The sequence below is a fragment of the Parabacteroides caeci genome, from assembly GCF_023656795.1.
Classification (GTDB): Bacteria; Bacteroidota; Bacteroidia; order Bacteroidales; family Tannerellaceae; genus Parabacteroides; species Parabacteroides segnis.
The window spans coordinates 219427-234393 of sequence record NZ_JAMOKT010000002.1; the positions used below are offsets into that span (position 1 = coordinate 219427).

The window sequence follows — 14967 nt, forward strand, 5'->3', positions numbered from 1 at the left end:
TTAACAATACCGAACTATGAATTGGCGTGATTTACTTTATTTCTCCAGAGGAGAACGCAGAGCATTGACTCTTCTACTTTGTCTGATTGCTGCTTCCTGGATCATTTTACTGCTGACGGATGAAAAAACCGATTACACACCTGTCAACAATAACAGACTATCTGAACCGGAAAAAACGGCTCAAAATATTCCTGTAAATAGTCCTGAACCGGAAAAGGTAAAAACCCCAACACCCGGGAGAAAAAACAATTCCTCCCGAGAGAAAAATAAATTTCATTCGGGAGAAACCCCAAATACACCCGAAAGAAGGACTTTTCCTAAAACAGAAAAATACCCTGTCGGAACTGTTGTCGAACTAAATACTGCCGACACCACAATCCTGAAAAAAGTTCCCGGGATCGGAAGCACTTTTGCCCGCCGGATCATTAAATACAGAGAACTACTGGGAGGTTTCTTTACAGTTGAACAACTTCGTGAAGTGTACGGTCTTGATGAAGAACGATATAATGCGATGAAATCGTGGTTTTCGGCAGATATCTCCCTGATCTGTCCGTTAGAGGTCCATAAAATGTCTTTTAAAGAACTATGCAAACATCCTTATATAAATTATCAGCAAGCCCGCATCATCGAACAGCTAAGGAAACAGAAAGGGAAGTTATCCGGCTGGGAAAATCTTCAATTACTGGAAGAATTTACTGAAACAGATAAAGAAAGACTGACTCCTTATTTATCATTTGAATAAAACAGGAAGTTTATATACATTTGTAAAAAAGAAAGCTATGATTTATCTCAAACAAGCACAATTACTCAACCCTGCCGAAGTGGAAGGCCCGGTAGAAGAGCTCAAATATCCGTTCAGAGCCGCAGCAGTACGGTACATCGAATCGATTGTTTTCCGAAAACCGGTCACTTTCCTGGTCGGTGAAAACGGAGCCGGCAAGTCAACCTTGCTCGAAGGCATCATGTTCAAATACGAAGAACGGGATGAAGACAGCCAGGGCATGCTATATGACGGAAAAGAAGCCTGGAAATCCTATTCAAACGTATTGCCTCAATGCATCCGCCTCATCGAAGAACGAAAACCATTCGACCATTTCTTCTTCCGGGCAGAATCTTTCTTCGAACATGCTGCCGAAATAGATGCCAAATCGATGAAAGACATATTAAACTATGGCCGCGATTATTCTATGGCAGCTTACGGAGGACGCCGCCTCCTCGAACAGTCGCATGGTGAAAGTTTTCTTAGTACCTTTCTGAATTATGCAGGAAGAAATACCCTTTTCATCCTCGATGAGCCGGAAGCAGCCCTATCACCTCAACGCCAGCTGGCTTTACTGGTCCGGATACAAGAACTGGTAGCACAAGGCTGCCAACTGATTATTTCCACGCATTCTCCCATCATCATGGCTTATCCGGAAGCAGATATCTATTCCATAGATGAGGATGGAGCACATATTACTCCGTATGAGGAAACACAACATTACCAGTTAACGAAGTATTTTCTGACTCATACGGAGCAAATGCTCAGGGAATTGGGAATAAAGTAAAATTACTTTTCCCAGGCATTCACGATTTCTGCCACATATACGTTATGCAGATTACCCGCCAATGCGCTGTACCATTTTTCATACAAAGCCGGATCGATGAAACTATTTTTATCCATCTTTGTCACATAAAGCGTTTTGCACTCCAACGTCAGGCGTGACTCTTCAAAACAGGGATTTCCGAGCTCCGTGAAATAAGGAGTCAGGCCTGTAGCCGCCACTTTATCCATATCACGGCCTGATTTGGAACCACAGACCTTATGAGCCGCTTTGTGTTCTTCCCCCAGGAAAGAGAGCGTAAAACACCCCTTTTCATCGACAAATTCACGGGTATAACGCTCCGGACGGATGAAGACAAACACCACCGGTTTGTTCCAAAGGAAACCTACGCCGCCCCAACTGGCTGTCATCATATTAAACTTATCCTTATCACCGGCACTTACCAGCATCCACTCCTTCCCGATAATTTCAATAAAGTTATCCTTTATCAGATTGGGTTCAATTGCTTTCATACTTTATACTCTTTAATTTCCTTCAAAGATACAAAGAATATTATTTACCCGTACTCATTACGCCCGAATCACTGTCACTATTGTTCAAACGTTTCTGTCCAGCCTTATATGTACGTCCGAAAGAGAAATTATACGATACCGAAACAACAAAAAGACGAGAACTTTCCTTGATATAAGAAGTTTTTTTGCTGGAAGCATATTGATTCCAATTCTCGGACTGCACTTTCCAGTTATCGGAGAAAGGATTAAATGCCCCAATGCCTAAAGAAAGGTTCTTGAAATTATATTTCGCCATAAGAATCTGAATATTCTCTCCTCCGTCCAACGTTTCACCCCAGAACCAGTTCCAGTTCGTATCCAACTGATACATCAGCATAAACTTCTTCCAGGTAAGCGATGCCTGTAAGTTACAATACCAATTTGTATAAGTATGAGAGTAAGTATTGCCGTTGCTGATATAATGGTTTACTCCGCCTGTAAACGAAAATTGCAGAATATCTTTAATCGGTCCGACACGGAACATGGCAGAACCGGTCACACGCTGCCAGTTTTTCTGATTATTCCAGGTCTGAATGATCTTATCCCCTTCCTGGAATTTCTCATCCATAATAGGATTCGGCAAATATTCATAAGCTCCGTCCAAGTTGGTATAGAAAATGCCTTTCTGAAATTCGTAAGTAAGAGCCAGACGGTAACGCATATAAGCCTCCAGTTGAGGATTACCGCGTTGCAGTTGCAAAGAGTCGATCACCTGTTCGATAGCACTCAGGTTTCCTAAAGAAGGAGACGAATTTCCGACATAACCTCTTAGACGGACGAATGACTGACCAGGCAGAGCATATTGCAACGTGAACCGCGGATTGAACGTATAATACTGATAAGAATCGTCCGTTCCGTCCTGTTTATAATAGGATCGCGAAACGCCAACCCCTAATGTATAATCGAGTTTCCGAACCTTTCCTTTGAATTCTCCGTAAAGAGAACTTTCAGCCTGGTTCATATGGGTATCATAATTATGCCCGTTGCGATATTCATTATTGGAAAATGATTGTGTATGGCGCAGACCGGTACTCAAACGATTCCCGTTCGCCAGTTTCTTTTCATAAATACCTTCACCGATTACAGAATATTTATTACCGGAAACGCGATTATTAATATCAGTCAGTAGTTCCTGATCACGGCTTTCCTGATAAAAACGATGGGAAGAGGTACGATTGTAAGTTCCTACCACGTTGAATACCAATGTCTGATCATTTTTCAGATTACGTTGGTAATATAAGTCCAGTGCCGGAACCTGATTGTCCTCGCTATTTAAGTCTACCATGTCTACATAATCATCCGGATTTTCCAGGTTGGAAAGAATTCCCCGGTAATCCCAGTTTGGCTGGTGGTTGTTCCAATAACGAAATGTAGCATTAAACAAATATTTTTCAGGATCCTGAATACTGTAATTCAGGTTCACATTATGCATAAACATACGGGCATGACTCGGATCGCCAGTCTCTTTTCGATGCAGCTCTGTCCCATCCGCCAAATGAAAAATTTCTTCATTATCTCTCGACATGCCATAGAAATCGCGCGGACCAAAACGATAAGAAGCGCCAAATTCCGATTTCTTATGATTGATCTTTCCTGAAAAACGATGTTCACCCCATAAAGCATTCACCCCCTGGCTCATATCCAGACTCAATGTTCCTCCCGTTTCCGGACGGCGGACAATATAATCAAGCACAACTTCCGCATTTCCATAGCGCAATCCGGGATTATCATGATATTCTATACGGATAATATCGGAAGGCAATAATGACTTTATTTCCTGCAATTCTACTTTCACACCGTTAATGCGAAGTTGCACTTCTCCGTTTCCCGGCACTTTAATTTCGCTTGACATCGGATTTACTTGTATTTTAGGCAACATCAACTGTTGAAGCAAATCCATCCCGTTCGTAGAAGCCTTTACCTGCCGGTCAGAAGGGAACACCAGCTTCCGGTCGGAGCGGCTGCTTGCATTGGAGGCACTGACAGTAACGCCATCCAAAGAAACCGAGGCATCCTCCATCGGAATATCACCCAAAGTCACACTCTTATTAAACCCGTTCAGGGAGACATACTGTGTTTCATATCCCAGACTGGAAATAACCAGCAGATAATCTCCGCTTTTCACCTTGTCTAATACAAAACTGCCCTTTCCATCGGTAGTTGTTCCAAGGACAAACACGGAATCCGTCGTTTGCAGAACAACATTTGCAAATTCAAGCGGCTCCTTATTCCGTCCATTCTTCACCAGACCTTTTATCCCTAAATTTTGAGCAAAAGCTCCCTGCATCATGCAGCCAAGCAGCATGATACCGAATATAATTCGTCTCATAAGTTTATTGTTTTTTATCTGTCGCAGGGTGGCCTCTCCTGCTTTCGTTTGTTTCTATTCATAAGACGGAACAACCCGGGAAAAGGTTACATCCATTTTGAAAAAAAGTAGATTTCTTTTTTTATTCCTGTTTAACATCTTATGTTTCAGTATTAAAGAAAAACAGTATCTTTGAATAAAACAAACAACACACATGGATATATTAAACACCTGGATCAGCGCCATTAACGATGTTTTATGGTCATATATATTAATTATCATGCTATTGGGTTGTGCCATCTGGTTTACCCTGAAAACTCGTTTCGTACAATTCCGCATGATAAAAGAAATGATAAAATTGCTTGGAGATTCTACCGGAAAATCTAAAAACGGTGAAAAACATATCTCTTCTTTTCAGGCATTTGCCGTATCGCTGGCAAGCCGTGTCGGAACAGGCAATCTGGCGGGAGTAGCTACGGCAATTGCGGTTGGCGGTCCGGGAGCCGTATTCTGGATGTGGATCATTGCTTTATTGGGAGCCTCCAGCGCCTTCGTCGAATCGACATTAGCACAATTATATAAAAGAAGAGGAAAAGACTCCTTTATCGGAGGGCCGGCCTATTACATGGAACGCGGCCTCGGGTTACGATGGATGGGCGTGTTTTTTGCTGTATTGATTTCTATCACTTTCGGCTTCGCCTTCAATTCGGTACAAAGTAACACGATCTGCGCGGCTTGGGAAGGGGCCTTCGGATTCGACCACAGGATTATTGGCGGCATACTAACCATCCTGACCATCCTCATTATCTTTGGTGGCATTCAACGGATCGCGAAAGTGAGCAGTATTATTGTTCCTGTAATGGCTCTCGGATATGTTGCGCTGGCATTAGGCATCGTTCTTTTCAATATAGGAAAACTTCCGGCCGTACTGGAACTCATCATCGGTAATGCTTTCGGATGGGAACAGGCTATCGGCGGAACGGTCGGAGCCGCTTTGATGCAGGGAATCAAACGGGGCCTGTTCAGTAATGAGGCAGGTATGGGTTCGGCTCCAAACGTAGCGGCAACAGCCGATGTATCGCACCCCGTAAAGCAAGGTCTTATCCAGACATTAGGTGTTTTCACCGACACGTTGATCATCTGCACCTGTACGGCCTTCATCATCCTTTTCAGCGGTGCCCCGCTCGACGGAAGCGTGAACGGCGTACAACTGACGCAACATGCACTGACCAATGAAGTTGGAAGTATCGGCAGTATCTTCGTCGCTGTAGCCATTTTGCTGTTCGCATTCAGCAGTATAATCGGTAACTATTATTACGGAGAAGCCAATATACGATTCGTCACTCAAAAGAAAAGCGTGTTGTTCACCTACCGCCTGTTAGTCGGTGGAATGGTGATGTTCGGTGCTTTGGCAAGCCTCGACCTGGCCTGGAGCCTGGCCGATATAACAATGGGACTGATGACGATCTGCAACCTGATTGCCATCTCCCTGCTCGGTCGTCAGGCATTCCTCTTACTCAATGATTACATCACCCAGAAACGAAAAGGAATAGCAAGCCCCGTATTCACCAAAAACAGCATCCCTGAACTTAAGGACAAGGCAGAATGTTGGTAAAAAGCATCATACATTTTGTATGATACAAAATGTATGATAAAATAAACTGAAAAGTTGTTCCATAGGCTAGAACTGACTTTCTGAACTTCTTACTGATAGATCAGACTAAACAACCGCTCCGGCGCGAACACCTCATTTGCCACCTCCTGTATCTCTTCGGCAGTCAGGCTTTCGACCTTGCTGAAAACTTCCGGAAGGGTATCATACCGGTTATAGTGGAGGAAACTCTTTCCCAAACCGAGGAAAAGTCCTTCTTTATTATCTCCCGAAACACCTAACTGGCCGATAACCTGCTTTTTGGCAGCTGCCAGTTGCGTAGCAGACAACTTGATGTCACGTATCTTACCTAACTCTTTATGGACCAGTTTCAGGGCTTTCTCCATATTCTTCGGATCCGTACCAAAGTAGATGCTTGCCAGGCCGGTATCAGTATAAGAAGTAACATTCGATTCCACATTATAAACCAATCCATGCTTCTCACGGAGTGAAACATTCAGACGGTTGTTCATGCCCGGGCCACCCAGCATATTATTAAGCAGGAACAACGGTATCCGTTTTTCATCATGCATACTATAAGCACGACTACCGATCAGTACATGTGCCTGGTGTGTATCCTTATGCACTTTCTTCACACACGGAAGGATTCCGGCAGGTGCCACCCGGTTGCGGGAAGCAATCGGGAAAGCGATATCCGACAGCAGACTTTCCGCCAGTTTAACGATCTTCTTGAAATCCACGCGCCCCATTGAAAAGAATACCATATTCTCCGGCGCATAGAAACGACGCATAAACGAACGGCCCGATTCAGAATTAAAAGTCAGAAGAGAAGCCTCATCTCCCAATATATTATGTCCCAGCGCATGTCCGTCATAAAGCAAATTCTCGAATTCATCGAAGATCAGTTCCGAAGGGCTGTCCTCATACGAATTGATCTCATCCAGGATCACATCCACTTCTTTCTCTATTTCCTGTTGCGGAAACTGTGAATGGAAGATCAGGTCCGTCAGCAATTCGAAAGCACGCTGATAATGTTCTTCCATAAAGATAGAATACACAAATGTCTCTTCCTTGGTCGTATAAGCATTCAGTTCTCCGCCTACATTCTCCATCCGGTTCAGGATATGCCAGGCTTTTCGCTTTTCGGTACCCTTAAACATCATATGCTCCACAAAATGAGCCAGGCCAAATTCGTTCGATTCTTCATCCCGGGTTCCGGCATTTACAGCAAATCCACAGTACGAAACCGGCGATTCCATCGGCAAATGTACCATACGAAGACCATTAGGTAAAATATGTGAGAAGTAATGCATTGTTTTCTTTTTGCTTATTTAGAACTTGCAAAAGTACAATAAATAAAAGGAGAAAGGAAGAATGCTGGATAAATTTCCGTGGTAGACAATCTTTAAAGTTATACTCAGACCACCTTCCATCCTTCGATATTCCTTGTTTTAGAACTGAAATTTATAGCTAGCTTAACCAATTTGCGGGGATCGTGAGCAAACGGCTCGGCATAACCTTTCTCTTCGATCTGGCGAATCGCTTCTTCTAATGTTCCGTTCAATTTGAACTCCATTATATAAATGTAAGCCGGAGTTTTCAGGATTAGATCCGCCCTTCCACGATTGGTGTGATATTCAGCATCAACATAAAATCCCATCAAGCAACTTATAATATAAAGTACATTTTGGTAATGTTTCTCCAAATCGCCGACCAAGTCGTAAGGAATGTTACAGAAAAAGGTTTGAAGCCTGGAAAAGAAAGAGTCGTAATCGCCAGTTTCCACTTCACCTACAAATTTACGGATATTGAAAGTCGTATCCGTTTCCTTTACATCGGCATAATAAGGCAACAGGTATTTAAAAAAGCCTTCTTTGACCTCCAAATTCGGGAAACCCAACGTATATAATTTGAAGCGCTTATCATATCCTTTGATGGTCAGATATCCACTTTGATAAATTACCGGTATCGGATTTTTCGAAAAGGAATCAATACTATCCAACACATCGGAATCTGTTTCCACCTCTTCCAATTCCCATAAATCATAACGGGATCTTTGCAAAAGGTACACCAGAAAACTTGGTGTTCCCGTTGCAAACCAATAACTATCGGGACGCATGGCATAAAACGTATTCAGTAAGCTGAAAGGATTATAGATACCCTCCGAATTTTCGGTAAAATGATAACCGTCATAATTTTCCCTTAACAATTCAACAGTTTCATCATAAGTCAGATCCTCTTTGGTTGCCAATGTATGGATATCCAAATCAAAATAATGATGTATCTCCTTTTCAGTCAGACCACAAATAGCGGCGAAATCAGGGTTCATTGAAATGTCGTTCAAGTTATTCAAATCACTGAAAACACTTATTTTCCCAAATTTGGTCACCCCTGTCAAGAAAGCGAATTTGATATAACTATCCATGCTCTTCATCACACCGTAGAAAGGCTTCAATTGGTTTCGGTACACCTGTTGTAACCTGTCATCTTCGATAGCCTGCAACATCGGTTTATCGTATTCGTCCACCAAAATAACTACCCGTTGCCCCGTTTTCTCATATGCTAAACGAATGACATGAAAAAAACGCTCTTCCGGAGCACGATCGCCATAATGGCTTCCATATTCACGCTCCCATATTTCCAAATGTTTGTTCAATTCTTCCAGCAGGGAATTTTCATCTTTGTAATTTCGTGCATTCAGATCGAGATGAAGCACAGGATAAGTCGTCCAGTCTTTCTCCAATTGTTCGATATCTAACCCCTCAAAAAGTTCTTTTTTCCCGGCGAAATAGGCCTGAAAGGTAGAAATCAATAGACTTTTTCCAAAACGTCGCGGACGGCTCAGAAAATAATATGAACCGGTTTTCGCCAACCTGTAAACATACCGGGTTTTATCTATATATACATAATTGTCCTTCCGTATCTTCTCAAAACTCTGTACTCCTATCGGATAATTTCTTTCCATAACTCAACCGGATTAAACATTCAGACAAAGATAAGGATTTAGACCAGAATTCACATTGACAAACGTTATTTCTTCCAAATTCAAACCGGAACACAGAAGATATGAGACTTTTGCTTTGTCAATGGTCAAAAAAATGATATTTCCGATAATTCATGAAAGCAGAAAGTATCATGAGGTTGACTACCCCAATCACTACATTCGGATAAAATACCTATTCAGGCAGTTTTATACCATCCGGTATAGTAAATTTATCAGTCGCCACAGCGGAAGTCTCGTCTATCGTTTTCGCTGTTTCAACCATAACGACCATTCCGTTAGAAGAGGTTTCGGATTTAAGCACAAGTCCCTTCCAAACCCAGACAGACATCTGAACTGTCTGCCCCATCTGCGTGATTTCCAAACCATACTTTTTACAAGGTTTTCCGGCAATATCTTCTTCGCCTGTTTCTTTGATCTTATATTTCTCCACGATTTCAGGAGTTAACTGCAAATAATTGATCGGTTTTTCGGGTAATTTCATTTTCATGGCCGTTTTCATATCCAGATCTATATTGATCGCTGAACTCCCATCCGCAATGGTTCGTATATGTTTTTCCACACCAGCTACTCCACCTGTCTTCATAGTGAGTTCCGTAGATTCTTTCTTCCCATAATCATCCATATACCATGTACATTCAACTTTCTGCCCCATGGCAACCACATCCTTTTTAATAATAGCTGACTTAATCCCATACTTCGCTTCCTGAGCGTTTAACAAGATCGTCGCAGACAAAAACAATAATGCAAATAAAAATTTCATTTTCACAACTTTATCTATTAAGATTAACAAATTACAGACTCTCACCACCAAACTTGAGAACTATCCTCATAAGTAAAAATCACCTCTTCTTTTCTTCGCGTATGGCTATGGAGTAAAAGTAATGTATTTTCGGATACATTATCATGCGTAAACCAATATTTTTCGGCATATACATTCTATCATCATGGTAAAGCGAATCAAGAGGCTGATTATCTGCCTCTTGATATAAATTTATAGCCAATTATAAAGATATTATCTCATAACCTAATAAATCTTCTTTATTTATATTTGCTGTTGGCAATTTATCAACAAAATCTTTTAGCCCATACAAATTAAGAGACCTGTCATAGTTATATATTGATAAACCACATTTACTTTCATCAGGGATTGATATTATAACACCATTCTCATCTTCAAAAAGAGGAGTTCTCAGCGTTAACATTTCCTTGATATAATCTCTTTTAAATATTAATGTATTTGAATCTTTCAATTTAGATCCATTATACAGTAAATACAATGTATTATTTTCATTATCAATATATTTACGCAATAAATTTTCATTAAAAAATCCTAGTTGAAAACAATTATTAGGAGGTATTGGAATTGTATCATTTGCAAAAGATTTATTAACAATCTTCAAACCATAAACCTTACTTTTTTCATTTGCGACCTGTCGTATATATTCCTGCTTTTTTGATTCTGAAACACGAGTTATATTCTTAAGATCAATCAATGCTCTGTCCTCATTTTTGGTCACCAACGAAGTTATTAACAATGTATTACCTTGTATATCCCTACGTAATACCTCAATATAAGGTTCTTGTACTTCCATTGGCTGTTCAATAGATAGTCCATAAAGATAATCACGAATATGTTGTTCTATATTTTTTTCCAATACAAATTTAGATAATGGCATTAGACCTTCAGACTCTATATCTATCATTCTATATGAATCAGCTGAAGCCATAGAAGACATCCAACTACTTAAATCGATATTAACCTGTGTCAAACCCTGAGGAGAAGAAAAAGTTGGAAAAGATAAATTTCCTCCTATTGCTTTGACCGATAAAGTCATATTTGTTATTTTATTAGACATTTTAGTCTCATCATAATAATGAAGGCCTATTCCTAAATTCGCACTACCACTTACATCTTTTTTAGGTCCATATGAAGCATTTATATCATTCTCAATATTTTTCTCCTTAGTTTCTACCAAATCAGATGAGCTATATATCCCAGAATATATAGCCGAAACTCGTCCCCCTGTATAAAAATCTTTTAAAACTAAAGCACCATACTCTTTTACAAATTCTGCCATAGTTATTGAATACAATTCATTTCTAAATGAAGGATTCAAATATCCCAATTTTATCATATTCAAAGCATTAGAACTTGTTTCTAAAATATACTTTTTACCGAGAACCTCTGCATTGAATTCACCATATACTCTATTTGTTTCATTAGCAACATCTTTTCCATATATATTTTCGATAGTACCTTTATTTCCAATAGAAAATAATTTCAAATTTAGGCTTACACCATGAGTTACTTTTTCAGAATCCTTTGATTTATGCGAATATCTATCAAAATTCGCATAAGAAAAGACGTCTGATGTTTGAATTCCAAGGTTTCTTTCTTTAACATAAAAATCATCATACTCTTCTTTCAATTTTTTTATATTAACAATAGGAATTCCTACGTTCTGAGCAGTTCCCAATGGAAAATGTTGTAACTTATATGTACAACCTAAGAAGTCCTCATTGGAGGACGTAGCAAATGGCATTACAGTACCTTTTGTTTTATTACGCAAAGGAAATTCTAAAGGGAATTTAGGATCTCTTTCTTTCAAAACTACTTCTTCATAAGTAGTAACACTTTCTGATTTAAGAGAATAACCTTTATCTATCCCATCCTCTATTGTACAAGAAAAAGCTAAAGCCCCTAAAATGGAAAAAATAATTGTTCTTTTCATAACTATATCAATTTAATTAGATTCAAAGTATCACAATCCTGCTCACTATTTATATTCCTTTTCAATATTAATTTTTTTCCATCATTACTAACAACCCACCAATAACCTGTTAAAATATTATTATATCCACCTTCAATAAGTATTATTTCAGAATCAATTTTATATTTTAATGTTGTTTTATAGGAAAATGGAAGCTCCGGAATAAACTTATCTATATAATATTCTCCTGAATTTTCTGTTTCAAAAACTATGTTTATATTATATACTATCTCCTCTGGATTACTTAGTGTTAACTCTCCTGACCAAGATGTTTGATTCAAGATTAGGTTGAACGACTCTTTATCATCTTCTGCACAAGAGACTAATGATAGACACAAAAAGAAAAGATAATAAATATTTTTCATAAATAAAAAATTTATAATATAACAAATTCACCATACAAACAAACACCAGTCGCATCAGTAAAATAAACCGTGTATACTCCCGCCTCTTCTCCGCTTAAGTCAATATCCACTGAAGTCGTCTGTAAAGAAACGACTTGTTGATAGACCTGTCGACCGTCTGAACTGACTACAGACACATTGACTTCTCGCAGTAAAAAGAGAAAATCAACATGGATTACATTATTGTTCAAATTAACCATGAGATGAGGGGGATCCAAACGGATGGAACATACTCCACCAGAATTTTTCTTTGCATTCTGAAGTTTTACCGCATCTGCTTTCACGAAAAAAGTCGTGCTGCAAATCATTGCAAGGGTTAGCATGATACTAATCATTCTTGTTTTCATAACTATTTTCGTTTAAAGTGACACCGTAAAATTAATAAAATACACATGAATATAACCCCTCTATTAACATATATTTAACCAATATGTTAATTCCACAATCAACTAAAAATCAGCACTATACAAGAAACTATTTTAAGAAAAATCAATATTCCCCCTCCAATGATTAATATTTGGCAAATGCAGGTCGATATATTAACGAATTCACCTCTTATTTCTCAACTTCTCCTTCAATGAAAGCTACAATATCAGCGGCATCAGGAGCCTGCAGTTTTTTTCGTATACTGGTCTTTCGGGCACGGACCGTATTAATTTGTTGTTTCATTACACAGGCTATTTCAGTAGTATCCATATTAACTTTCAACAAACAACAAAGCTGTATTTCCCGCTCATTCAAAATATCAGTATAAGCAGCCTGTACCTTTTCAGCAAAGCCATCATACAGTATATTGATTGACACATAAAAATCTTTCCAATTCACATCATTTGTACGTTGCTCTCCATAAAACAAAGTATTAAATTTTTCAAGAAAGGTTTGATCTTTGTCTGATTTCTCATTGAGTTGGGACAAAACCTTCGTTATATTTAACTGCATGAGCAATGCTTTTTTTACCATCTTATCCTTTTCTTCGGCTGAACAACGGGATGATATGACTTGCTTATCCGCATGACCACTACTATGCTTTTCTTTTTCCATCTTCCGTAAAGTATCTACCGTATCTTCCGCATTCAACAAATCCTGTTTCTTTTTCCATTTTTTCCAGACAATTACAATACACAAAATGATCAATCCCAACGAACCAATTCCAATAATTGTCACAACTGCATAATATTGTATCAGATGTAATTTTTCATTCTCTTCCTGATACCTTATATAATTATAAACTCGCTCCGTTTCAGCCAATGAACTTTTACGCTGAAATTGATAAACAGAATCGACACAAGTTACATATCGCTTCTGATTCAGAAATGCTGCTTCATAATTTTTATTTACAGCTTCTGTTTCAGCTAAAGCTGAATAATAAATAGCCTGCAATCCTATATCATTCGATGCTTCAACAGCATATTTCACTCCATTTAATAAAAAAAGAGCTGAATCAGATTCTCTCAAATTTGCATAAATTTCAGCTAAAGTTGTCTTTTGATGTACCATCCAATTGCTATCACTCTCTAAAGATAAAGACTGTTGCAGATAATATTTTGCTTTAGAAAACATACTATCTTCTCTCAAATAAAGCCCTATATCATTATATATAGCAGCCATTTCTATCGTATCTTTCTGTTCGCGGGCAATATCTAATGCCTTCTCTAAATAAAAATAAGCACTGTCCCGATTGCCGTTTATCCCATATTCAGAGCCTATCGAATGTAGTAATGTACCTGTATACTTCTCTCCGGAAATTTGACCGTAAATAGCATACGATGTTTTATAAGCCTCCAGCGATTTATCAAAAGCATACTGCTTATCGTGTAACTCTCCTAAATAATAATTCGCCATCATCCCCAAAAGAGGGTCAGGTATCTCTCCTGCATATTCCGCCGCTTTCAGGAAATACAATCCGGATTCAAATAGCTTTCCGGCCCCTTCATAAACACGGCCTGCATAATAATTCAACCAGCCTTTTTGAGAAGCATTGCCTTGTTCCTTGTAGTATACCAATGATTTTAAAATAAGGGTGGTATCACAGGATAAATCCATATAACATTTATCCTTCGCCTTCGTATACATCAACTGATAAGCGGCAAAGTCCGCCTGGTTCAATGTTTCCGGATGAGGAAAAGACGATAAAAGTGCCAATCCACGATCCGGTTCATTCTCCATCAGAGAATCTGCCTGCTGTAATACTTTATCGAGTTGCCCTGAATGACAAGACAAAAGGCCAATCACAATAATAATAAGGTAAACTTGCTTAAACGGTTTCATATTCAGAGCATTTAGATCAACGATTCTCGTTATGTGGCAAATATAAGATTTATATTACATTAATATGTGGATATAAACAATTTCTTTCGCGGAATTTCAAGGTTTCCCTTTCATCGGTTAAAATAAACCCGCAATGGTTTTGAAGAAAGCAAAATTTTCTTGCAACACAGCAGTTTTATCCTTATCTTCGCTTGTCAAAGTTATTACTTCATTACCAACCAGTTACTCCATTCTCTTCTTTGAGACAAGCGTTACATTTCAGCGGCCGATAATTATCAGCCGTATGGTTGATAATTATGAACCAAACGGTTGATGATTGTCGGCCAATCGGTTGATGGTTATCAACCATTGATTAGCTGCCGTTGTCCTGTCCTTGTCCTGTCCTGAAATAAGTTGACAAAATACCAAAGTAAACTTATGTCAGAATCGAAACATGTAGGTTGTATCCGTTACAGCCATGAATTAAAATTAGAGATAACTAAACGTTACTTGTCCGAACAGACGA

Annotated in this window: 12 protein-coding genes; 3 read left to right on the plus strand and 9 right to left on the minus strand. The window is 39.0% G+C overall.

Features of this window, described 5'->3' with window-relative positions; all coding sequences use genetic code 11:
• Nucleotides 1–16: 16 nt before the first annotated feature.
• Together NBH15_RS02000 and NBH15_RS02005 are read left to right on the plus strand one after the other, a co-directional pair.
• Nucleotides 17–742, plus strand: a complete 726-nt coding sequence (locus NBH15_RS02000) for a helix-hairpin-helix domain-containing protein (RefSeq protein ID WP_244050440.1) — start codon at nt 17–19, stop codon at nt 740–742.
• A 37-nt stretch (nt 743–779) separates the two neighbouring features.
• Complete coding sequence (locus NBH15_RS02005) at nt 780–1547, plus strand: AAA family ATPase (RefSeq protein ID WP_244050441.1); 768 nt, start codon at nt 780–782, stop codon at nt 1545–1547.
• Nucleotides 1548–1549: 2 nt separating this feature from the next.
• Here the strand turns inward: NBH15_RS02005 and NBH15_RS02010 are convergent, their stop codons facing one another.
• Both NBH15_RS02010 and NBH15_RS02015 read right to left on the minus strand, forming a co-directional pair.
• A complete protein-coding gene (locus NBH15_RS02010; RefSeq protein ID WP_128132707.1) occupies nt 1550–2056 on the minus strand; it encodes a flavin reductase family protein in 507 nt (168 codons plus the stop codon).
• 40 nt (nt 2057–2096) lie between these two features.
• Complete coding sequence (locus tag NBH15_RS02015) at nt 2097–4424, minus strand: TonB-dependent receptor (RefSeq protein WP_250821873.1); 2328 nt, start codon at nt 4422–4424, stop codon at nt 2097–2099.
• Between the two features lie 193 nt (nt 4425–4617).
• Between NBH15_RS02015 and NBH15_RS02020 the strand changes: the two genes are divergently transcribed.
• Nucleotides 4618–6018, plus strand: a complete 1401-nt coding sequence (locus tag NBH15_RS02020) for an alanine/glycine:cation symporter family protein (protein WP_244050443.1) — start codon at nt 4618–4620, stop codon at nt 6016–6018.
• A gap of 89 nt (nt 6019–6107) precedes the next feature.
• Here the strand turns inward: NBH15_RS02020 and NBH15_RS02025 are convergent, their stop codons facing one another.
• The 7 genes from NBH15_RS02025 to NBH15_RS02055 form a co-directional block, all read right to left on the minus strand.
• A complete protein-coding gene (locus NBH15_RS02025; protein WP_010801302.1) occupies nt 6108–7328 on the minus strand; it encodes a M16 family metallopeptidase in 1221 nt (406 codons plus the stop codon).
• Between the two features lie 104 nt (nt 7329–7432).
• Nucleotides 7433–8980, minus strand: coding sequence for a PD-(D/E)XK nuclease domain-containing ATP-binding protein (locus tag NBH15_RS02030; protein ID WP_128135723.1), 1548 nt, complete (start codon nt 8978–8980; stop codon nt 7433–7435).
• Between the two features lie 211 nt (nt 8981–9191).
• Entirely contained in the window at nt 9192–9779 is a 588-nt protein-coding gene (locus tag NBH15_RS02035) for a DUF4412 domain-containing protein (protein WP_128135722.1), read from the minus strand.
• 241 nt (nt 9780–10020) lie between these two features.
• The gene (locus NBH15_RS02040) at nt 10021–11751 is read right to left on the minus strand and encodes a BSAP5a family pore-forming toxin (protein WP_244050444.1); all 1731 of its coding nucleotides are present in this window, start codon (nt 11749–11751) and stop codon (nt 10021–10023) included.
• Between the two features lie 2 nt (nt 11752–11753).
• A complete protein-coding gene (locus NBH15_RS02045; protein WP_244050445.1) occupies nt 11754–12155 on the minus strand; it encodes a hypothetical protein in 402 nt (133 codons plus the stop codon).
• A gap of 11 nt (nt 12156–12166) precedes the next feature.
• Nucleotides 12167–12541: a DUF3244 domain-containing protein gene (locus tag NBH15_RS02050; protein WP_128134128.1), complete on the minus strand. Its 375-nt coding sequence runs from the start codon at nt 12539–12541 to the stop codon at nt 12167–12169.
• A gap of 208 nt (nt 12542–12749) precedes the next feature.
• A complete protein-coding gene (locus NBH15_RS02055; RefSeq protein WP_233567199.1) occupies nt 12750–14237 on the minus strand; it encodes a hypothetical protein in 1488 nt (495 codons plus the stop codon).
• Between the last annotated feature and the right edge of the window lie 730 nt (nt 14238–14967).